At 39.8% G+C, this 22781-nt stretch carries 14 protein-coding genes and 1 pseudogene; 4 read left to right on the top strand and 11 right to left on the bottom strand.

What is annotated here, in order from left to right; all coding sequences use genetic code 11:
- The first annotated feature begins 169 nt into the window (after positions 1 to 169).
- Entirely contained in the window at positions 170 to 2620 is a 2451-nt protein-coding gene (locus ACYRY3_RS39715; protein ID WP_460207323.1) for a tetratricopeptide repeat protein, read from the top strand.
- Positions 2621 to 2732: 112 nt separating this feature from the next.
- Here the strand turns inward: ACYRY3_RS39715 and ACYRY3_RS39710 are convergent, their stop codons facing one another.
- The 7 genes from ACYRY3_RS39710 to ACYRY3_RS39680 all read right to left on the bottom strand — a co-directional run bounded on the left by ACYRY3_RS39710 (position 2733) and on the right by ACYRY3_RS39680 (position 15462).
- Positions 2733 to 7145, bottom strand: coding sequence for a CHAT domain-containing protein (locus ACYRY3_RS39710; RefSeq protein WP_460207322.1), 4413 nt, complete (start codon positions 7143 to 7145; stop codon positions 2733 to 2735).
- 5 nt (positions 7146 to 7150) lie between these two features.
- A complete protein-coding gene (locus ACYRY3_RS39705; protein WP_460207321.1) occupies positions 7151 to 8377 on the bottom strand; it encodes a hypothetical protein in 1227 nt (408 codons plus the stop codon).
- A complete protein-coding gene (locus ACYRY3_RS39700) occupies positions 8364 to 9290 on the bottom strand; it encodes an AAA family ATPase (protein WP_460207320.1) in 927 nt (308 codons plus the stop codon). Before ACYRY3_RS39700 ends, ACYRY3_RS39705 begins: the two co-directional genes overlap by 14 nt.
- On the bottom strand, positions 9275 to 10420 hold the full coding sequence (locus tag ACYRY3_RS39695; RefSeq protein WP_460207319.1) for a hypothetical protein: 1146 nt from the start codon (positions 10418 to 10420) through the stop codon (positions 9275 to 9277). Before ACYRY3_RS39695 ends, ACYRY3_RS39700 begins: the two co-directional genes overlap by 16 nt.
- A gap of 190 nt (positions 10421 to 10610) precedes the next feature.
- The gene (locus ACYRY3_RS39690; RefSeq protein WP_460207318.1) at positions 10611 to 13280 is read right to left on the bottom strand and encodes a metallophosphoesterase family protein; all 2670 of its coding nucleotides are present in this window, start codon (positions 13278 to 13280) and stop codon (positions 10611 to 10613) included.
- Between the two features lie 757 nt (positions 13281 to 14037).
- Complete coding sequence (locus tag ACYRY3_RS39685; protein ID WP_460207317.1) at positions 14038 to 14478, bottom strand: tetratricopeptide repeat protein; 441 nt, start codon at positions 14476 to 14478, stop codon at positions 14038 to 14040.
- A 240-nt stretch (positions 14479 to 14718) separates the two neighbouring features.
- Complete coding sequence (locus ACYRY3_RS39680) at positions 14719 to 15462, bottom strand: hypothetical protein (RefSeq protein WP_460207316.1); 744 nt, start codon at positions 15460 to 15462, stop codon at positions 14719 to 14721.
- A 1017-nt stretch (positions 15463 to 16479) separates the two neighbouring features.
- Between ACYRY3_RS39680 and ACYRY3_RS39675 the strand changes: the two genes are divergently transcribed.
- The 3 genes and pseudogenes from ACYRY3_RS39675 to ACYRY3_RS39665 all read left to right on the top strand — a co-directional run bounded on the left by ACYRY3_RS39675 (position 16480) and on the right by ACYRY3_RS39665 (position 18804).
- Entirely contained in the window at positions 16480 to 17268 is a 789-nt protein-coding gene (locus ACYRY3_RS39675) for a ParA family protein (RefSeq protein WP_460207315.1), read from the top strand.
- Positions 17265 to 18335 (top strand): ParB/RepB/Spo0J family partition protein, encoded by a 1071-nt coding sequence (locus ACYRY3_RS39670; RefSeq protein ID WP_460207314.1) that lies wholly within the window; start codon positions 17265 to 17267, stop codon positions 18333 to 18335. Before ACYRY3_RS39675 ends, ACYRY3_RS39670 begins: the two co-directional genes overlap by 4 nt.
- A gap of 176 nt (positions 18336 to 18511) precedes the next feature.
- Positions 18512 to 18804 (top strand): annotated as a pseudogene (locus ACYRY3_RS39665) (HNH endonuclease).
- Positions 18805 to 19066: 262 nt separating this feature from the next.
- Here ACYRY3_RS39665 and ACYRY3_RS39660 read toward each other — a convergent pair.
- From ACYRY3_RS39660 to ACYRY3_RS39645, 4 genes are all read right to left on the bottom strand, one after another.
- Positions 19067 to 19786 (bottom strand): hypothetical protein, encoded by a 720-nt coding sequence (locus ACYRY3_RS39660; RefSeq protein ID WP_460207313.1) that lies wholly within the window; start codon positions 19784 to 19786, stop codon positions 19067 to 19069.
- A gap of 88 nt (positions 19787 to 19874) precedes the next feature.
- Entirely contained in the window at positions 19875 to 20477 is a 603-nt protein-coding gene (locus ACYRY3_RS39655) for a hypothetical protein (RefSeq protein WP_460207312.1), read from the bottom strand.
- A gap of 21 nt (positions 20478 to 20498) precedes the next feature.
- Positions 20499 to 21527, bottom strand: a complete 1029-nt coding sequence (locus tag ACYRY3_RS39650) for an ImmA/IrrE family metallo-endopeptidase (RefSeq protein WP_460207311.1) — start codon at positions 21525 to 21527, stop codon at positions 20499 to 20501.
- A gap of 241 nt (positions 21528 to 21768) precedes the next feature.
- Positions 21769 to 22776, bottom strand: coding sequence for a PD-(D/E)XK nuclease family protein (locus ACYRY3_RS39645; RefSeq protein WP_460207310.1), 1008 nt, complete (start codon positions 22774 to 22776; stop codon positions 21769 to 21771).
- Positions 22777 to 22781 lie beyond the last annotated feature (5 nt).

Raw genomic sequence — 22781 nt, 5'->3', positions numbered from 1 at the left:
CTGCAACATTCTGCATCACACCAACACCTTGCAAAAGTCAAAGGATTGTTGATTACAATGGATATAAAAGGTTGCTTGGAAACCGCAGTAGAGGTAAAATCTTACAAAGATACGCTACATTAGTCTCAGTAGCCTCAGTATCTGAAAAGTATTATTTGTTTGCAAAGAAATGAGTGCAGGACTGCCGAGAGAGCTAAATAATCAATGTCGCCAAGTTCTCTTGCAATGCGATGAGTTTAACGATTACGAGACTCTGATTGCAGTTTTCGTCACTGATGAACTACTTCCATTTAAATATGAAATTAGAAAGGCAAATAGTCGAAAGCAACTAGTTGACTTTTGTATAGGAGATTTAATAGGAAAATTTACAAATAGCGGTGAGCCTGTTTTAGCAATTTTGTTAGCTACTTTACGAGATAAGTACCATCCTGGGGATCGGCTACATGGTGAATTGAGAGAACTGTATGGGGCTGTAAAGCAATTTATTACCGTGGAGAGTAACCAAATTATGCTCCACAAAACTAATGCTATTGAAAATCTTTGCCAATTAGCAAGCTCCTTAGAAAAATGTGTTGAAAAACGAGTGGTAGGGTTAGAAGAAATTCCGGAAATAGCTGTGTGGGAAGGGCGAACTCAGTTAATAGAGCAATTAAAATCTAAATTGCTGCAACCTGGAATTAAGACAGATTCTACAAAGATTCTACCTAAAGTTATAGTATTGTTGGGTCAAGGAGGAATAGGTAAAACAAGTTTAGCTGTTAAACTTTTAGAATCAGTGGGTGTGACGTTTAAACCACCTTCTCTAGCTTTTGAAAGTCCTTATGATGGTGTGATTTTCTTCCGAGTAAAAGAAGGAAGCAGATTTGATGAAATTGCTCAATTCTTCTTGAATGCGTTAGAAATTGAAACGGCAAAATCAGCAAATAATGCTCAACAAAAAATTAACTTTATATTGGCGAAACTATTACAGCAGCGATTTTTAATCTTGATTGATGAACTGGAGGTAATGTTACACCCAGCAAGCCATCCTTTAGCTGGATATGCTATTTGTGAAGAATTGGGTGTTTTGCTAAATGATTTAACGTATAAAAACCACCAATCTCAAATTATTATAACCTGTAGAGAAAAACCATCTAATTTGGCAGATTCGCGTCATGAAGGTTCCCAACCAGACTCAGAGTTAGTGCATTTAGAAACTCTGGCTGGTGTATCAATTGAAGCAGGTATGAGAATTTTACAGCAACGTCGGCTTACAGATAGTGACGAAGATTTGCAATGGGTAGCAGAACGTGTAGATGGATATGTATTTTTACTTACTCAATTAGCTGCTATTGCTAAAGGTAAACCTGGATATCTTCGCAAACATCCAGAATTGATAACAAAAAATGCTGCCAAACTTTTGAGAGTTCAATTTGATCGTCAAAGTGAAGAGGGAAGGGAACTTTTACAACGTATATGTGTATTGCGTGAGTCTATTAATATTAAAGGTCTAACATTTTTACGTTTATATACAGATGATTGGGTTAAAGAAGGTGACTTAATAAAGCCTATTAAACTAGAAAAAAGATATGAAAATAGTGATATAGAGATTGATAAAACACAGTTAATTATAGAACGATTAGTTGATAATTGTTTAGTTGAATCGTATTACAACAAACAAGAGTGCGAACATTATTATGGCTTGCATAGGATTATTAAAGATTTTTTACAAGAAGAGTTTATAAATAAGTTACCTGCTCTTATACAAAGAGTTTACTTGTATTATCGGGCAGCTAAAAATATATATGATACTCCTAAAAGCATCAAAGATTTATATCCATGTTTAGAAGCTCAATACTTATCGTTCTATTTAGGAAATTACAAGGAAGCATACAAATTATTGAACTCCAGTGCAAAAAAATATTTAAAGCGTTGGGGTTACTGGCATTTATTGCAAGAACTGTATGAAAAACTTTTGCCATATCTAAGTAACATTGAACTCTCTGAATGTCTACACTCATTAGGAGAAAGCTATTTTGATTTTGGTGATTGGCAGTTAGCAGAAAAATACTTCAATATGGCTTTGTCTATAGCTCAGGAGCAGAGTTATGAGAATTTAGAAGAGATGTCTACTCTTTCATTGCAATTAATTGAAAGTGAACGTCAAAGCTGGGATTTAGAAGAACAAAGTTATCAGTTAAGACTGCAATCACAGCATGAAAATTATGACCGGGCTAGAATGCATAATTTTTATCAATTTTTGGATGATTGCAATCGTCAGAGTTGGAGTATAAAAGCAGAAACATACAAAAAACAATTACAATTTTACGAAGAATTATCTAGTTTTCCTGAGCTTGAAATTAATATTGCTGAAACTACAGGAAATTTAGGGGAAGCTGAATTTTATATTGGTAATTTTGAATCAGCTGAAGAAATTTTAAAAGAAGCTTTAGCTAAGATGCAGGAGATGTGTATGGTTAAACATATTGCATTGACTAACTATCGGTTAGCCAAGCTAGAACATCGACGTGGCAATGTAAAAATGGCAGAAGGTTATTATAATACAGCTTGCCAAATATATCTAAATTTAGGGGCAGTAAAAGAGTTAGAAAAAATTGAGCGAGAATGGAGACGAATGTAGTAATTGTAATTTTCTCGCAGATATCAAGTATAGTAAGGTTTTTCAAATTATTTTTATTCAGTGGTTATCATCCAAATACAGATAGATGAACTCATATTTACTGGCTTAAATTTCATTCTTTTTTCGTTTGAGACGAAGAAGAATCTGGCTGGTTTGACTTGCTACTTTGAGTTACCGAGTTTTCAATCATCTCCTTACTTTCTGCACCTGTGATGGGAGTCCTACGACCGCCCGCAGCTCGTAAACTGTCTAAATCCTCAACTGGTACGTTGAGGATAGCATCTAAAATGTGCGGACGGGTTTCGTACCAGAGGGCGATCGCATTTGAGATTTCTTCAACATCATCTGGAAGGGTTGAAAGCAATTCAAGTACATCAGTACGGTCTTCTGCCGTTAATAGCTCAGGTTGGGTTTGTAATATGTATACAAAAGTTAAAATATTTCCTTCGTAAGGTGACATTTTTGACTCCATCTGACCAATATAACAGAATGCTGCCCAGTCCAAAGGGTCCTTAAATGGATGTTCTTCTGTGTCAAATCGGTTAAGCTTACTAAGTAGATAGAGTCTACGTGCCGGATTTAATGATGATAGCAGATTTTCTTGAATCCATTTTGATAGTTCACTTCCTGTGCTATCCCGAAGCCATATTTGGGCTTGATTAAGGGCAACTACTACCGTCGTATTACCTATATGTAGATTCTGATAAAATTTAATCATCAACAAAGCTGTTGATAAATCATTAGGTGACCAAAAACTGCCTACTACGCTAGTAGTACCTGCAACAATAAAAGCACTGGGAAAGCCGATATATTCATCACTAACACTTGTAAAGTCTGTTAAGGCTGTTTCAGTAGCTGAGAGAGTAACTAAGCGACATTCACTTAGGTTGAGATTAAAGATTTCTGCTAAAGTAAGGCATTTGCTTAGGTCAATATTTTCAGTAACTATGGCGTCTGCTAAGATTAAAGCTGACTTTAGAGGAGAGTTAAAATTAAAGTAACTGTGACCAGAAAAATGTACACAGTGGGCAGACTGGAGTAGCTGGTTGGTAACTGCTGCCTTGTTTGCAGCATTTCCTACTAACACATCCGCATGGGGAAAGTATTGTCTAATAGCTTTTACCTCTATATTGGTATAATCCAAGTCTTGGGTGGGATTTTGAATAGCAAACAAATTACTAAATTTAGGACGTTGCCTAGTTTGGACTAATTGCAATATTTGACAACTGGGTGCATAGCCTACGCCGTTAAGAAATAAGTCAATTAAGTATGATTCCCCTACAGGTAATGCATGGAGCGGTAACAAGTGCAAGAAGCGATGGGGAATGAGGATTAATCGAGCGCAGCGCCTTGGTATTAGGGCTAAGATTTCATCAATGTGCAGAATGGAAGCTAATTTTTTGAGTTCTTCCCCTAAGAAGCTTTTCTTCCATTGGTTTTTTTGCTCCCATTGATCTTTTTGCTCGTAGTAGTTCTGCAAATATTGATTTAACCAATTTTCTAAAGCTTCTCGGTCTTCTGGTTGGGACTTCCAAACAGTTAGCCCTCCTCTTTTTGTGACAATAAACGTCAGAATTTTCTCCTCCAGAATATACCACTCGATAATGGCTGTATGCTCATCCAAAGTAGCCTGGAATGAGTCAAAGTTGAAACCATAACCAACTCTTAAGTAGCGGTTTTGCAATTCATTACGCTGCTGTCGCAATTCTTGGAGATGTTGTGCTAGGGCTTGTGGATTTTCAGCTTTACCATTTTGGATTTGATATTGTCCTGTGACTATTTCATCCCTGTATTTTTCTAGTTGAGTGACAACATCTAGGGGGAAGATGGTTTTAGAGCCCCGTTCGAGAATCTGTTCAACTAAGTTGCGGGTTTTGATACGTTCAATATATTCAATCGCTTCCTTAATATTACTTAATTCCACGCAAACTTCTACCATGAAGCTATAAAATTTGTTCCATTCTTCCGCTTGTTTGCGCTTGCTTTCCTCCCCAGAAACTATTTCTGACCGTAAAGATTCTACTGTGGCAATGGCAGATTCAAGGGTGTTGTAAGCTGAGGTAAACTGGTTTGCTTTTTGGTAAGCTATCCCCATGTTAAATAAAGTTTCTGCATAGTTTTGGGGAAAAGCATCAAAGGTATAAACTCTCAAAGTTTCTTGCAAACAAGCAATCGCTATTTCTAAATTCTCAGCTTTATTCCCTCTGATTCTATTAAGGTAAGCAGTTGCTAGATTATTTTGCGTTTCTGCCCAATCAATGGGAAAAGCGTCAATAGTTCTAACTCTCAGAGCATCTTGGAAACAAGCGATCGCCAATTCAATATTTTCGGCTCGTTCTCCTAAGATTCTGTTACAGTAAGCAGTTCCGAGATTATTTTGCGTCTCTGCCCAATCATAAGGCAAAGCTTCGAGAGTTCTTACTTGCAACCCGGCAGCAAAAGCAGCGATCGCATTTTCGATGTTATCTGTCCTGTCTCCTTTGATTCTATCCCTGTAGGCAAGTCCGAGATTATTTTGCGTTGCTGCCCAATCTAGAGGCAAAGCTTCCCTGGTTCTGACACTCAAAGCAGCAGAAAAAGCAGCGATCGCCTTTTCCAGGTTTTCTGCCCTCTCCCCCCGAATTCTTTCACGGTAAGCGGTTCCCAAATTATTTTGTGTCAAAGCCCAGTAATATGGGAACGATTCACGGGTGTATACTTGTAAGGCAGCAGAAAAAGTAGCGATCGCCCTTTCCAGGTTTTCTGCCCTCTCTCCCAGAATTCTCTTAAGATAAGCGGTTCCTAAATTATTTTGCGTGTCTGCCCAATCATAGGGTAAAGCATCGCGGGTTCTGACACTTAAAGCAGCTTGGTATACAGCGATCGCCTTTTCCAGGTTTTCTGCCCTCTCCCCCAGAATTCTCTCACGGTAAGCGGTTCCCAGATTATTTTGTGTCAAAGCCCATTGTTGAGGAAAGCTAGTGCGGGTAAAAATTTCTAGTGCAGATAAAAAAGTGGCGAGCGCATTTTCTAGATTTTCAGCTTTATCTCCCCGAATTCTGCTAATGTAAGCAATCCCCAAACTATTTTGTGTCAAAGCCCAATCTTGGGGAAAAGCAGTGCGGGTTCTCACTTCTAAAGCCGCAGCAAACGCAGCGAGCGCATTTTCTAGATTTTCAGCTTTATTTCCCAGAATTCTGTTAATGTAAGCAATTCCTAGATTAATTTGTGTACCTGCCCAATCTTGGGGAAAATCATCGCGGGTAAGGATTTGGAGCGCAGCCAAACAAGATGCAATTGCCTGTTCTAAATTCTCCGCTTTATTTCCCAGAATTCTGTTAATGTAAGCTTCCCCCAAACAAATTTGTGTCAAAGCCCAATCTTGGGGAAAATCAGCGCGGGTGAAGATTTGGAGTGCAGCCCAATAAGATGCAATTGCCTGTTCTAAATTCTCCGCTTTATTTCCCAGAATTCTGTCTCTATAAGCATTCCCTAAGAGTGCCTGTATGCCTGCCCAATTTTTAGGAAACACCTTGCGGGTAAAGACAGTCAGCACTATTTCATAACCAGTAATAGCAATCTCTATATTGCTGGCTCTAGAACCCAGGGGAAACTGAGTTAGCAAAATACTAAAATTGCTGATGACTGTAGCTCGTGATTGCGCTTCATCTGGCTGCGCTTCTGTCAAGTTATTTTTTGCCCAAAGCCGCAATACTTCTGCTAAATGTTCATTCAGTTTCCCTATATTCTTTTGCAGAAATGAGTAAACTACTTGTGCATCACTATTACTTTCCGAAATTATTTGCAACAATCTTTGCAAGAAAGCTAATTCTACTTCAATTAAAGGCTCTTCAACTTCATCAGGAATCGATAAATTGACTCCAGCAATCTCAACCTGAAGTTCCCGCCTTTGCAGTTTGCTAAATTCTTCTGCCGCACCCTCTAAATCCCCAGTAGTGTAACTCAACATTCCGCGAGCATAAGTCATCAGTGGTGCTTCAAATTCGGCCAATGCTTCTGGAATGGCTTCTATAGATGATGCTATACGAAACAGTTCTTTCCAGTTTTGCTGTTTGAATCTCGACTCAAGAGCTTTTGCTAATTCACGATTAACTTGATTGGGTTGACTATGAGCAAGTACTATCCAATGTTGAGGTTGGGTTAAATCTTTTTCTTCTCCTTCTTCGCTACCAAATTGCTGTCTTAAATAATGGCTATAAAACTCGGCTAATTTATCTAATTGCTGCTTGCCAAAGCGCTCATCTTCCTTAAGTTCTGTTAGTAACAGATTTCGCACAGCGACATCCATCTCGTAAAGTTCATAACCCACCTCACGACACAAACGAGACAGAAGTATGCGAGCAACTGCTGTCCAGGGCGCTTGCGGTACAAAGCGTAACCAAATTTGGTAAAGTAAATCTGGTGTGAGTGTTTGCGGAAATGCTGCATGACAAGCCAAGTCCAGATGTGCCCGATCGAATTTTTGGGCAAATCCTACGACTCGCTCCATAGCTATGTCTAAATTTGTTGCACTTGTTTCACTCATAGTAACTATGACAACATCCACTGATAGGGATGCTCCCAGTAAACATAGCGACCGCGTAAAGTGTTAATAGCTGCACTAAGTCCTTCACGGCTCATTTCAAACATTGGCACAAAACGAGCAATCTCACCAGCTGTGGTATACTTCCAGCTATCGTTGGGCATGGGATTAAGCCAAGCATAATAATTAACTGACTGCTGTAGCTGTTTGATAAATTCCTGTGTATCCTTGACTCTTTCTGGATTATAGTTACCTCTTGCAGCACCAGCATCGCTAACAATTAGTACGGATGTTTTTTTGTCAATAGATTCTAAAAAGTTCGTAATTAGTTGAGCTTTCAGCCGAGTAGGGTCGCTATAAAGATATTTTTCAGGATAGTTCTGGAAGTAGTAAACACTGGTTTGCTTAATGTTTCCACCCCGTTTAGCTTTATCTATTAATTGACGGGAAAGATGATGAAAAGGAATCATTGAGCCGCCTTGGTCAACTAGTAATACCAGTTTAACTTGGTTGGTATAGCGTGGCACCATCACTGGTTCAGGTAAAATACCGTAGCGACAATTTTTTTCTATCGTACCTGCTATATCTAACTCCTCCAATGTACCTTCGCGCACGCGACGACGTAAAAAACGCCAACCCTGCTTTATCTCTCTGCTAGTTACTGGTAGATATTCAGCTGATAAATCTGTGGGGTAGTAGCTTATTTCAAAGCTGTTAGACTGATTGCTGCGAACTGCTTGAATTACCTGTTCCGGTTCAATTTCTTGCACTATGTCAGCAGGTGGACTTGGTTCAGCAACTGGTTTTGGAGGCTGAGTTGGTTGATTTTCAAGCGGTGCTTGATTAGATTCTTCGGAAACAGGTGTTGATGTAGAGGAACCTACAGTTTCTTGTGGCTTTGTTGATAAATTTGAAGGTTGAGGCGTTTCGGGTTCTTTGGGTATTTGGATCGCAGATTTTACTGGTTCTTTAGTGGAAGATTGATTTACATGAGTTTGGGGTTGAGCTAGCACTTCATTAAAAAGTCGATTGAGTAGACGGGCTTCTTGCTCAGATTTTGTCCATAGTGTACAGCACAATCGCTCTAATGTTTGGCGATCTCCCATACCAAATCCACCTTGCAACGCCTGTAGTGCCAACATATAATCATCAACACCCAAAGGAAAACCGTATGACCGCAATTTATTAAATAAAATTAATAAAACATTGAGTAAAGGAATTTCAACGGAATTCATTTTTTTCTCCCGTGTAATCCTGATAATCTTTCCAATACTTTAGTAAAACTCCAGCAAATGGCAGTTTTCCTTCTAGTTTACTCAAAGCCTTGTCTTCGGGATATTCTCGCAAGATTGTAAACCAGTCAATTAACTCACTAGTACTCACTTTTTTACCAGTTTTACTTTTCATATTCTTTCGCAGTTCTTGAAAGTGTTCAACTGCTTTTCCTATAACTGCTGGTTGTGAGTTCGGAAAGTGGGCGTTAATAATTTTGACTAACTCAGATTCTTCAGGAAACTTAATATAGTGGAATAAGCAACGACGTAGGAAAGCATCAGGTAAATCTTTCTCGTCATTGCTGGTAATAAATATAATTGGAGGTTCCTTTGGGTTTGCTTTGATTTCCTCTCCCGTTTCTTGAATGGGAAATCGCCCCTCATCTAGCGCTTGAAGTAAGTCGTTGGGGAAGTCAATATCGGCTTTGTCAATTTCATCAATAAGAACTACAGTACGTTGCGATTTTAAGAGCGAGTTTTGAAAGGCACGACCCAACGGACCAAGCTTGATATAATTTTTAGGGTCATTTACTTTTGAGCGTCTCTGTTCATCAAACTGTCCTAATTGGGCATCCTGAAGACGAGCGATCGCATCGTAAGTGTAAAAACCATCTTTTGCCCTAGTTGTAGACTGGATATACCAAGACTCATAAGGTAAACCTAGCTCATCAGCCACAGCACGAGCCAAGCGAGTTTTACCACAACCCGGTTCACCCTTGAGCAACAAAGGGCGTTTTTGTAAAAAAATTGTAAGATTTACTGCCTCAACCAACTCTGGCGAAGGTATATAAGGCTCACGTCCATCAATTTCGCATTCCTGCGGGGATGGTTGCTTTTCGCCTGTGTAAATGCTAGGTATTACTGAATCAACCATTGTGCTAATTTTCCCTCCCAACTAGAACCACAGTAGTGACAAATTCTTTGATAAACAAGTTCAGGAACACCTCCTTGAGACTCTACTAATAATGTTTCCGCACATAGACTTTCAGGTACTACCTCTGCGGCTTGTGCCATTCCTAACCATTCTTGCAGTTTCTTTTGTGGAAATCGACTAACTGGGGGTAAATATAAGGGAATCTTGGGGTATTCAGGCTGATTAAGTTGCCAAGCTAAAGAAACTCCCGATTTATATACGTATCCTTTATTATCAACTAGGAACATTACTAAGTATGTTTCTTTGTAATTTTTTTGAGATATTTTATCTATAATTAATTGCCAAAAATCCTGAAGTAACTCAGACAAAAAACCAATATATGTACGGTTGACTTCAGAAATAATAAAAATTAAATTTTGTGTTTGTAAAATTTGGCAGATTATATCTATAACTTCCTCCGACAAAAGTCCAGCAGACTGATTATAAGTACAAAGGTATTTGGCAACTTCATTCCATAGGTTAGAAATGTCGTTCATGCCGCAGGCTTTAATTTTAATTTGCCGCCCATTCCGTAGTTGAGGTAATTGAGAAAGTCGCGTTACCAGAGTTTCTTGACCGAACTTATCCTCTCCATGAACCAGAAAAGCTGCTGTTTTTTTGTAGAAAGTTTGTGACTCTAAGGCTTGTCTTACCAAATCTTCCTGTTCGTCAAAGTCAATGCGTAGAAGTAATTTAAACAGTCGCTGTTCTGATTTAGGTTTTTGTGGTGTATATGCTTGAGGTTGATTTCTAAGTTCTTTAACCTTTACTGAGAGGTGATTGAGTTTTCCCCGACGTGCGTCCCCATCAGGACAAGCTTGTTTCAAAGCTTCCAAAAAAATAGGAAATATCCAGCCATGTTGTTCGTGTTCGCTCTCAAGTAAAATCGGTAGATTTAATTCATATAATTCCAGCAAATCAGCAGCTTGTCTCAACTGAAATCTCAAAAAATGTAGCTTCTGATGTCCTCTACAAAACGAGCGAAGTCGCTCATAACTACCAAACTGGTCGCACTCTAAAAGAATATCCTTACACAATATATAAAGTTCATCCGGTAGCCCTTTCACAGTCAAGACAATCTCCCTAGACATTGCACTGTTCCAGCGAGCGCTGAGATATCTCCAATGCATCCCGTTCGTTTTTTTCTAACTCCTGAAATTTTTGCTTCATCTTCGATGAACTAGATTTTCTATCAACATGAAATGTGATTATTAGTATATACCAAAAATTTTATATGAATTTCAAGATGATTAGTGACTCGTTTTTAGTCAAGTTATTTTTTTACATATCCTCACAGACATAAGGTTGCAGCAGTTCAAACTCTTTCGGGTTGGTGTGCTGGTTATCGGTCAAATTTACAGAATAATCTGGCACAATACTTCTCTGTCCTCCTTGTAGTCGTGCTTCACGAGGCCAAAATATCAAATTCCCTTTATTCTCGCTAACTTCTACTTTGGCAGCCGTGTAACCATGTAGACGTTTAACTTCTGTATTTTCCCTGGAGTAGTATTCTAAGCCAAAAAGCGAGCGACCTTGCCAAATGCGTCGAGTATCAGTCCCACCTTCTGCAATTTCTCCAGAGTATGCTTCGTGTAAGTGCCCGCACAGGTGAACTGCAAAGCGCCCATGAGATGTAATTTCCGCTTTGAGATGCCGTTGTGAATCTGGGCTTAACCATCCCGGTGGGTGATGTGTCAGCAACAGGCAGGCATTATGTTGTTTTGCCCAAGCTGAACCATCGCCGTTACAGGCTTGATGAAATTGGCGGGGATGAAGCGCTAGCTTGCCTTCATAGTTCTCACCAGTTAATTGGAGAAAGCTTGTATTTAAACCTACAATTCCCAGCTTTGCACCTTTCTTTTCAATGGTGGCTGAAAAATCGCCTGGTAAAATTCCGGGTTTTAGGTCTTCGGGCTTGAAGGTTTGGTTTTCCCACCATACCATGTAGTTTTCAAATGCTTTTGTAACCACTTGACGATATGGTGACTCTGCATCCTCCCAAAACTCTTGCTGTATATCTAGTAGGTTTAGCCACTGCTGCAAAAGTCGTACCGCAGGTTCTTTTTTATTAGGTCTAACTAAATCGTGATTGCCTGGTACTGCTAGTAGCTTGGGGGATGAACCTAATTTATCGAAACAATCCCATAGTTCTTTCATTAGTTGATTGAGTGTTTGGAATTCTTGAGCACTTCCTTGCTGAGTCAGGTCTCCAGTAAATAAAACTAAGTCCCACGGCCCACACTTATCGTGAAGGCGTTTCAAATCTGTAAAGAAGATGTCTCTTACACCAGGCCAAAACCAAGACTGCATCGTCATGCCTTGATGAAAGTCGGTGAGGTGCAACCAACTGAAGGTGCATTTTGTTTCTCTTTGATTTCCTATATAATTTTGATCCCTAGTGTTGATTTTAGTGGGAATATTAACTGGGTTTGAACCTTGATTAGATGTGTGGGGGGAAAGTACAACATTAAGTTCCTCTGCCAGTTTTGCTAAAGTTTGATGGCGGCTATCTGCTAAGTTTATTGACTCCGCTAGTAAACGTACTAAGATAACTAACACGTTTTCCTGTGTGTCGTCACGAAATTTATCATTTAGATAGCCGATGGCATCCTCCACAAGCACAGACGGGCTACCAGCTTGCCAACGGTGTTGCCAAGGTGTAAGTGGAGCATTTGCTCTAAAGAAATTCCGTAAATATTGGGCATTGTCAAACTGGTCACAACTTAACAAAGCATTGCGTAATCTAATGTAAATTTCAGAAGGAATTCCAGACATATTGTTGTTTACTAGTTCAGTATAAAGAGCTTGCTGAAGTATAACTTTTAGGCGTTCTATGCGAGCGTATCCCCGTTCTAAGAAGCGCAAGTCTGTTTGAAGTTGTAGTTGTAATTTATTATGGATATGCTGTAAAAACTGTTGCCATAAACGTAAGTTTGTCTCTGGTAGCGACTCCAGTTTTTCTAGCTTAGTCCTGTAATTTTGTTCATTTATAGCTATAGTATTTTCGTGGTCTGCCAGTTCCCCCAGGTAGCGAACATACTCTAATTCCGTCTGTCGGAGTTCTGCTAGCAACTGCCTTAACAGCCATTGCTGATTTGCAGCTTGAGAAATTTGATTAAAGCGCGACCTGTACTCCTCCAATTTGCCGTAAAGTTCTTTTGCTTGGCGATCGCACCATCGAGATTGATGATAAACATATTGAATTTTATGGCGATGCCACAGTAGATACAGTAGAATTTCAGCTACTTTATCCATATGTTCTGGATGTATATTTTGGCATTCAAACCAAACTAAAATATGCAGTTTTTGAGCAGGGTCTGTGTGGGTGCTTTCATATTCAAAAATAGGATTTTCTAGCAGATAGCCTGTACCAATTAACTCGATATCTTTTCTTACTGAAAGTATTTCTGCAACACACGCATCAGCCAAATATTGATAGTCTTCTTGTGGTTCTATTGGTTGACAAAAAAGCAATAATGTTTGCCCCAAAGAAGCTTTAACTTGTGGAGGTAGCAGTAGATTATAAGGATTGAAATTACTTAATTTAGACAGAGAGAACGTGTCTTTAGAAAATAGGGTTAAATCGATTGCATAAGTATCATGTAACCGAAAAGGGCAAAGGAATCCCAGAAGTTCTAACTCATTAGTTGTAGAAATTAACTGAAAGTTTAAACTTTCTTTTTGATTAGGCAGTAGATTAAAATATTCAATCACCAGACTATCTTCTGCTTGTGGAAAATATTGATTGTCTTGGTAACAAATAAGTTGTTGTTGCAGAGTTTGTAATTCTGTAATGTGGAGCTTATTACCCAAATCAACTAACTGTTCCCACAGCTGTGGTGCTTCTGCTACAGTCGGCTCTAGTCCCTGGTTGATGCTATTTCGCAGATGGAAAGCATAAAGAGTAATACTAGGACTACGCAGTCCAAAACTTTGGGTAATTTCGTTCATGATTTGAGCAGATTGTACCGATAACCGCAAGTGTATATTATCGATATTTTGTCATCATTGACTGATCGCACAAAATGCCGCCCAATATCGGGGATGTTGAAATAGTTTAGCATTATCATCTAACTGATGCAACCTCCGGCGTAGGTTCATTTTCAGGGTGGCATCAAAAAATCTCTCGTTAGTTTTGACCCAAACTTCCAATTCGGTTTTCGTAACTCCTAACAGCCAGCGTTGAGCCTCGTTGCGGAAGGCTCAAATTTCAGGGGAAGCTGGGAATACATAATCCCAATCTTTGAAATCAGCTTGCAAACATGGCTACCACTCAAAAGCAGCAGTTATTGCGTAAAGGCTTTGATTAAAAAGTATTTATTTACACGATTGACTTACTGAACTCTCACTCTCCTGGCAAAGAGTATATATTGTACTCTGCCTCAAGGAAATAAGTTTTGCTTTTCCTCACTGTCACATAAATTGTTTCTGTATAAAAACAATAAAGTTCAACTCTTGGCAATAAACTCTTACCCCAGACAATAAAGTTCTACACTGGAACCATCCATAGTTTGGTACGTTTGCGACTGGATTTTGTATGATGGGCCTCTATTCTCAAGCATTTTCAAAAACTTAGTGTAAAACTTTATTGTCACGCTCGCTCCTTAAAAAAGGAATGGGCAAGCGTCCCAAGGTAAAACTTTATTGTCAATCCAGTTTTTTTGGCTAACGTAAGATTAAGGCTTTTGGGCTACGCCAGTGTAAGACTTTATTGTCTCAATACAGTTTCAGCTTCTTTTTGGCGATCGCTAATCTCCTTAAAAACTTCTAAGGCTGTTTGTGCTGTCTCCCGTGCTTTGGCAAAATTTCCTTGCCCAAAATAAACTATTCCCAGGAGTTTGAGGGCTTCTGCTTCAATCGATTGGAGATGTTGCTGTTCCTGGTGACTGGTCTCTTTGGCAATTGCTAACGTTTGCTCAATCAATTCCAGCGCTTCAATGTATTTACCTAAGCGATTGTAGAAGTCAGCCATGCAGATGAATGCTTCTGCCTCACCTAAGCGATCGCCTGCCTGCCGCAGCATCTCTAAAACCTGCTGGAAAATCTGCAATGCGTCCTGCAATTGCCCTTTCTGAAACTCCCGATCGCTACGAGAATTCAGCAGTCTCTGAATCATATTAAGATAAGCATTTTGGTGTTGCTCATTCATTATTACTTTTCCCTCCATTACTGACCCATAGCACAGGAAGCTGCTAAAAGTGTTCTATGCAAGAATTCCTCAATTTTATTTACAAAATGTCCCACTTTATGCCGGAGATAAAGCAGGAATGATGCGATCTGCCGCTATGCTACAGCGCTACGCTATCGCCTCCTGCAAGAACGAGAGTGTCTGAAGCGCTCTGCCGTGTCGTAAACACTCTTTTTTCAAATTAGTTCACGCGAAGCGCAATTATTGAGTCATGAGAAACTGACTGGAATTTGAATCAAGTCTTGCCGGATTAAATCCAGTCATAGCAGCAATTGCCGCCCTCTTTTGGAGACTTTCCTTGGCACACGCCTTTAAAACAGCACTGGCTTTAGTATTGCCGTGGTTGGCGAAATACTCCCAAATTGTCAGCCAGTCGTCAATACTAAGAGTTTCCATTTCTTGGACACCATTTGGTGTATGCACGTAACAGAATATTGATAATCCAGAGAAACCTTTATTTTTTAAGGTTCTTAACTTTCTAGGGGAATTTTTTAATTCCTTTAACCAGTTTGGATTGGTTCCAATTACAGCCAGTCCAGATTGGTAACTGATGCGGTACTCCCCAGAAAAGATTGCTAGCACTTCTAGTTCTAGATTGATGGTAGAGTAAGAGCCTTGTAATTGCAATTTTATGGGTTGAGCAGATACCACAGTTCTCAAGTTTTGGGTATCTGTTTTGAATTGGGAGATGGGGCAAATTTCACTCTTCAAAAACTTGCTTGCCGATTGTTCTACCCATTCTAAAAATTCCTCCCAGTTGAAGGAATTAGAGCAACTGGTAACTAAACCAAGCTCTAAAAGCGATTTCCAATAAGCTACTACTGTAGAGAGCGGATTTGCTCTCATTAGGGTGTGGTTTGGAAGTTGTACAAGGATGGTGTTTAAGTTGTTGCTGCGTACAAAATCCTGAGCAGCTTTTTTGGATTGTCCAACAGCCAGTGCCATTTGACGATCGCTAAAAACAAGTTGTCCTGTCGAAAGTTTGTAAGCAGCCCAAGTGTAGTGCTGCCATCGCAGTTTGGTTACAGTAACGCTGGGAATTTCCTTTATACACGTAGTTTTTGTTTCTGCCTCCTTTGCTTTGTTAAACCAGCATTTGAATTTGGGGCAAATTCTAAATTAATGGTTCTCATTGCTGTTAATTCGGATACTTACTAAAAAATTTCAGTTCTATAAGGAAACAGTCAGTGTTTCGCTGCTAACTGATACAATGTGGTTTTTCTTTCTTTGTAATTTAAGTATCGTAAAGCTTAAAAGCAAGTGATATCAACCTTTAGATAGAGATAATATCTGTCTAAAGTAAGATTTAAGTATTGGTTTTTATTGATAAGTAAATTTACAGTTCTTAATCATAAGTTTACTTTAAAAATTAAGTATCAATACGATATAGTTCGTAAAATTTTAATATATTCGCTGATTGATTAAGTAAAAGTAAAAATTTACCAATAAAAACTTACACCCTCAAACGGAGAATGTGTGGATTGGTAAAATCACGTTCATTATCTAAAACATTGGCTTTACATCTTGGCGCATCGCTGCAGCGAAGATACCTTGCTCTTGCGGGCGTCGGGCGTTATAACCCCAAATTTTTACAGATGCGATCGCAATTACACAGACAATAGGGTTCTTTACTGAAAAAGCCGGAAACCCCTATTATGTCGGAGCCAAAATTTTTCGCGCCTTTACGGTCGAGCGATTTTTCTCTTAGGCTCGCCCAGTCACAAACAATAAAGTTCTTGACTGTCACAGAGTGTGAATACTTAGAATCATTGTGTTTTGATGGTAATGACCTCCATCTCTTCTTATGGGACAATTGTCACGATACTAAGTTTTGCAGCCAACGCCTGACAGCAAATAAACTTGTCCACTTACAACTTAACTGGCACCTTCACCAATGAACCAGTTAAGCGTATGATTTTATTCTTCAGTCAAGAACTTTATTGTTTAGGAAAGGACTTTATTATGAGGGAACAGAGCAAAACTTGTATAATTGCGCTATTCAATCAAAGTGGCGGCGTTGCTAAATCAACCCTCACTCAAAATATAGGCTACCACTTAGCACAAAAGAAGCATCGGGTACTGCTCATTGATATGGACCCGCAAGCCAGCCTCACCAACTTTATGGGAGTCGAACCAGAAACACTAGAGAAAACCGTTTACGATGCCATTGTTGACGAAGAACCACTACCCATATACCCAGAAAAAATTCACGGGCTTTGGCTTGCTCCCACCAACATCAATCTCAGCGCCGCCGAACTACTTCTACCAGCAGCCACCGCTAGGGAGTATCGTCTCAAAGAAGCGCTTTCTCCTATTCTGAACAACTACGATTTTATCCTGATTGACTGTCCCCCCAGCTTGGGAATCCTAAGTATCCTGAGTTTAACAGCCGCCACTCACATCCTAGTTCCCATCCAATGCCAGTTCAAATCATTCTTGGGAACAGATTTACTACTAGGTACGGTAGAACGAGTTCGCAAGAAATTAAATAAAAATTTGCAAATTGCTGGCTTTATTCCTACTATGTTAGATAGCCGCACGGCACAAGAATCTCGCACCGCTAGTGCCGTACAGGAGCAGCTCTCATCCGTAGCAACTGTGTACCCACCAATACCCAAAACCATTGCTTTTGCCGATGCTTCAGAGCGCCGATTACCGTTAGCATTGTTTGATAAAAGTCATTCAGCAGTTAAGGTACTAAAGAAAATTGTTAGTAGTTTAGAAAAACTTGAAGTCAAAACAACGCCGTGAGTAGAAAAAAGGATATACCTTATACCCAACTAAAAAGACCCGTTGACCTCCTGTTTGGAGGAGCAGATACTCCAGAGACGGACTCCGATTCCGAACAAGCACCAAAGGGCGAAATTGCTGTCTTCAAAATTCAATTACCCGCCTCCCAGCCCCGGCGCTATTTCGATCCTAAAAAGCTGGAAGATCTAGCACACTCAATCAAAGAGTTTGGCATTCTCGAACCGTTGCTCGTTCGTCCGCTGACTGATGGTGATTATGAATTAGTTGCAGGGGAACGACGCTACAAGGCTGCACTTATGGCTGGCTTGTCACAAGTGCCTGTCGTCATTCGAGACATGGATGATGCGATCGCCCGACAAGTCCGCCTTGTAGAAAACCTTCAACGGGAAGACTTAAATCCTTGGGAGGAAACTGAGGGGATTTTGGAACTATTATCTATGAAGTTAGATGTGCCTGTTGAGGAAGTTCCTCGCTTGTTATATCGCTTGCAACGCGAGCAAAAAAAAGCTTCTCATAACAGGATTGAGTCGAGTCACGAAGAAGCCCATAACGTTATGGGTAACTCTGAGTCATCTGCCCATAACGTTATGGGTAACTCAGAATTGTCCGAGCAAATGCCCGAAACATCAACATTATTCAACCCAAAGCTTAAGATCGTAGAAGAAGTATTTGCCGCTTTGGGTCGCATGAGTTGGGAATCCTTCGTCAAAAACCGTCTTCCCCTCATAACGCTTCCCCAAGATATCATTACATCTTTAAGAAGCGGTCAAATAGAGTACACCAAAGCAAAGGTAATTGCTCGAATTCCCGACTCTGAGTCACGAGCCAAAATCCTGAGATTGGCGATCGAAAACAATCTCTCATTGACAGAAATTCAACACTCTGTCAATGCCATTCTCAAGAAGACATCCGAAGAAAAAACTTCACCCCTGAAACTACAGTACAAAGAATTGAGCAAGCAATTAGGAACATCCAAAGTGTGGAACGATCCCAAAAAACGGAAATCTTTAGAGAAATTATTGGCTCAAATCAAAGCAATTTTGTCAGATAACCAGACCGAGCGGTGAAGGGTACTGGGTACTGGGTAATAGGCAGAAAACTTCTTCCTAATCGCCAATTCCTAATCCCCAATCCCTAGTCCCCATTTATCTTGTGTTATAAAAGAGAACTTAGCATTATGTTGCTGCATCAGGTAAAATTGTCCGTGATGAAAGTTATCGTGAGCTAAAACATTCTTCATGACATGAGCACTGCCCGTTATCCAGACAATTGGAATATATAGCCACGGCTGTCAAACAAGCCTCTGAATGGCGCTGTACCAAATGCGGTAGGGTTTGTTTGCGCCCTGGAGAAAAACCAGAAAATTGGACTCTATCCCAACGCAAAGCTTACACGCTTCAAGTCCATCACTGGAATCGCGATCCTTCTGATAACAGAAGAGAGAACCTAGTTTCCCTGTGCAGTGGCTGTCACCTTCGCTATCATCAATTTAGACAAGGTAATATATCTCCTGGGCAATTGTCACTATTTTTATAAGAGAAAGCTGTCTTGAAAATAGGGAGTAGGGATTAGGGTCAGAGGAATTTTCAATACGTCATGTAAAAAAAACATTTCAAAACGCAAAAAAAGCCGTTAGAGTATCCGATTTAGTAACTTCGCTATTCAACATTTATTTATGGCTTAGCGACTAAAGTTGTTCCGTTACTACGAAAACCCCGAGTTCTTCACCCACTGGCGACAATATCGCCAACGTTGAAACAGCCCCTAAGGTCTAGTTATCATTCCCCCCACACTCTTATTACCTAAGTAGGCGTTGTTGGTAGGAACTATTATTTGCAAAATCACCCATAAAAGCCATGTTTCTCATGCCTAATGTAGCATTTTTCATTCGTTGTAATGCTACATTCAAAGCTTGTCTTTTAATGGATTCTAAATAGATGTATTGACGAATATTTTCGCCTAATACATAGTCAAAGTTATTATTACCAGAAGCGCTTTTCATTGCTTCTACACAATCGTGAAATGTGGTTCCCCCTTTAAATAACCTGTGATAAAAAGACTGATAAGCCATGATAGCATCTTTAAAGCTGACTTTTGTATTATTTCCTATAAGAGCATAAAATGATGGTTTATTATCCAGATACATAGCCATTTGACAACCATGAATACCAAAGCAAGTAGACATACAAATAATTAGAAAAATATTTAATTCTTGTAATAATGGAAGAAGTAAAATACGTAATTCGTGCCATGATATAAAATCATTAGTCAGATGTATACCCCCTTTACTGCCATGCATACTAAAGTGAAGAATAGGAATACCTTGAAAATTTTCACAAGCTTGAATCAAGTGTGAAGTAAGAGCTTCAGCTAACTGTCCTCTATTAGTGACAAAGTTGTAAGAGTAAGGAATATCACCGCCCAATTTAAAATATTCTGTTAAAACTTTTCCTTCAATGCGACCGTTTTCAATATCTTCATTTGAAGGGGATTCAATAATATATACAAAGAAATTCATTTAACTTTACCGGAAATTACATATAAAGTATTCCCAAAAACTTTATAGAACTAACATACTATAGCAAAATACTACTCTCATCTCCTTATTAGAGGTTAGCTAGCAATCCTTCAGTCCGTTTTCGCAAGTCCTCTATATATCCTTCTAGTGCCTGCAAAACACTTTCTTGAGTAGCCTTCTCTCCAGAGCCAAAAATCGCCTTTAAAGCAGTATCGTATTCTCTGGCTGGCAATACTTTTGCTAAAACCTCATCAAATCCCTTTTGGTCAATCAACTTCAAGATTAGCTGTTCCAAACAAACAACTCGCCCTATCAGCCTTTGTCTAATCTCGACTAATTGCGTCGCCGCTGCTAAAGCAGTAAGGCATCGCTTATCCCCTGTAGTTAAATAAAAAGATGTCTCATACTTGGTGGCTGAAATTAATATCCTCTCACCAGGGTCAATTCCTTCAACTTCCAACTCTTGCAGTTCCTCACTGGGCGCAGGTTGAATTTTTGTGCATCTATCCACAATTAAAATTGCACTGTCCCGGATAGCTTGAGGATACTTTTGTGCTATCCGGCGACTTTTACGAAATACATATTTTGCGTCGGATAAAACTCGCAAGTCTGTTTCAGCCACACCCAGACAGGTTACTGCTTCTTCAAACAGACTGCAAGCTACTAACTTAAGAATAATGTCATTATCCAAAAAACAAACTGGTGACAAATACTACTCCGTAAGTGCTAATTCTAGATAATCCTGACTGTCTTCATCCAATCTATCTAAGTCCAAGTGCTGTTGGACATAGCGATTGATTTGTTTCGGAGCATCAACATCACCTTCAATGATTTTAAGAGCCTTGGTTGCTGTTGCCCAAATAATTTGTTGGTCTTTTTTGATCGCCGTCCTGTTAGTTCTACTCCAGGCATAATTTAGTACTACCACACCAGGGTCAACATCGTCCCTAGCTGAAATCTGTTGGGCGTAAGCTGCCAGTTGTTCTCCAGTGAAGTAACGTGGCGTGTAATACCCCATATCCGGCTTGCCTAACAAAAGTTCTACAGCAAACTCGTTGGCTTCTATTTCCTCAATATCTACACTTTCTGGCTCAATTTCCTCATCTACAATTGCACCATTATTTATATGACCTTTAATAATATGCCCCAATTCGTGCGCCAAGGTAAACAGCAACCAAGCTTGTGTTCGCCGCTTGAGACTAAGAACAATAACTGGGCGAGTGTCAAAAAACGCTACCATGCCATCAAAGGGACGCACCTCTTGAGCTTGAGGAAACCCATCAAAGTACACAACTGGAATTCCATAATTCCAGCAGAATTCTAAAACCCCCTCCAGGTTGACAAACTGTCGAGTTTTAAGAATTTCATCACGCACAAACAAAGCTTTTGCAGGCAAGAACTTAAACTCTGGCACACAGGTATAAGCAACCATTTCAGCGATCCGTGTTGCCATACAGTGTGCAACTAAAAGTTGTTCATTTGCAGTTAATTGCTTTGTCTTAAATTTAGCCTGACATGACTGCTTAAAAACTGGGGTAGCTTCAGGTTTTAGCAAGGAAGTCATGTCAAGGTTTAATCGACGCGAAACATATGCCGCCGCTTCTACCACAGCCCCAGGTGTGGCTTCAAATTCTTCATCCCACCAATCAGGCAGTGCTTTCTCCCGAACAAACTTTTCAGGAAAGCCAACCTCTTTAAGGCGCGAGTAGAACGTTGTCATCTTTAGTTGAGTCTGTGTCATAGGAACACCTCCTCTGATTCCTGTTGGAGTGGAATTTGGTAAACCTTTCAATCCCTAAAAGGGATTTGGAATATTTGTCATAGTTTCTTTTTCTTGTTTTATAGTATTAACATTCAAAATGTAGTGAACGGAGCTAATTCAATCGTACCACCAGATGACAGATGCGATGGGGTATTTTTCTTGTTAATTCCCACTTTTTGACTCGGTTTATCTACACTGTACCCCATAGCTTCATTGGTAGTCATGGATATATTAGTTTGACACCGTTTCCACCATTAGGAGTCTTACAATCCCAACGGAGGTCACAATTCTTACAATCTTGTTCGCTGATGTCACTTGGTGCCGCAGCTTCCCATTTATCAGTGAGACGTGATTGTTCAATTTGGTTTACAGTCTTAGTGAACTCATCTATTGCCTCCTGAATCTCAAGTGGCTCAATGCTGACTTCCATGAGAGCATTGACTGGGCGTTTAGATGGACAATTAGAACCATCAAGTTCATTTAGGAAATATAAAACAGCTTTTCGTGGCAGCACGCCATGCTTGCGTTGGTAGAGATAGGCGTAAACACGCATTTGAAACTCATACGTTTCTAAGTCTTTGGGATTAAGACCAACACGGCTACTGCCTTTATAGTCCCACATCTCACAATTTGCAGGGTCTACGTTTTCATAGGTTGCATCTACCAGCAAATCTACAACCCCATGAAGAATGTGATCGGTTTGATCTGCCTGTAATCTGTGTTCTGTATCCTTAACTCGTGGGTAAAGTGTGGGTCCTTCCAGTGCATTAAAATATTGAAGAATTTTTACAGCTTGCACTCGAGTATCCGATCTGATAGCCAGAATTCCTTTGCTATTCAACCCATTCTCAACCTGGATAAAATACCTGACAATATCGCTTGGAGGAGATGGTGCTGTTTTCCCAGTTTTCTGTGCTCCTTTAACTTCATCAAAATATTCACGAATATCTTCTTCACTTAGACTAAGCCCATTATCAGGAAGCAAGCCCTTCGTTGTCGGATCTATTATTCCATGAAAATGAGCATGACAGCGGTCTAAAACTTGGTGAATGACAGTACCGAAATAAGTCTGGGTTTGGTGTGCTGGTGCATATTTGTGAACATTGAAAGCCCCATATTGACGAGCACAGCGTCGAAAAGAAACGACATCTTGAGTGACGCTGTAGCGCCTCTTCACCACTGTTTTATTATGTAGGGGTACTGAAATCCCTTTGAACGGTTTTGTCATAAATG

Source organism: Scytonema sp. NUACC21, from assembly GCF_054684315.1.
Note: the sequence above shows the minus strand (reverse complement) of the source record. Positions and strands in the feature narration are given on the sequence as shown.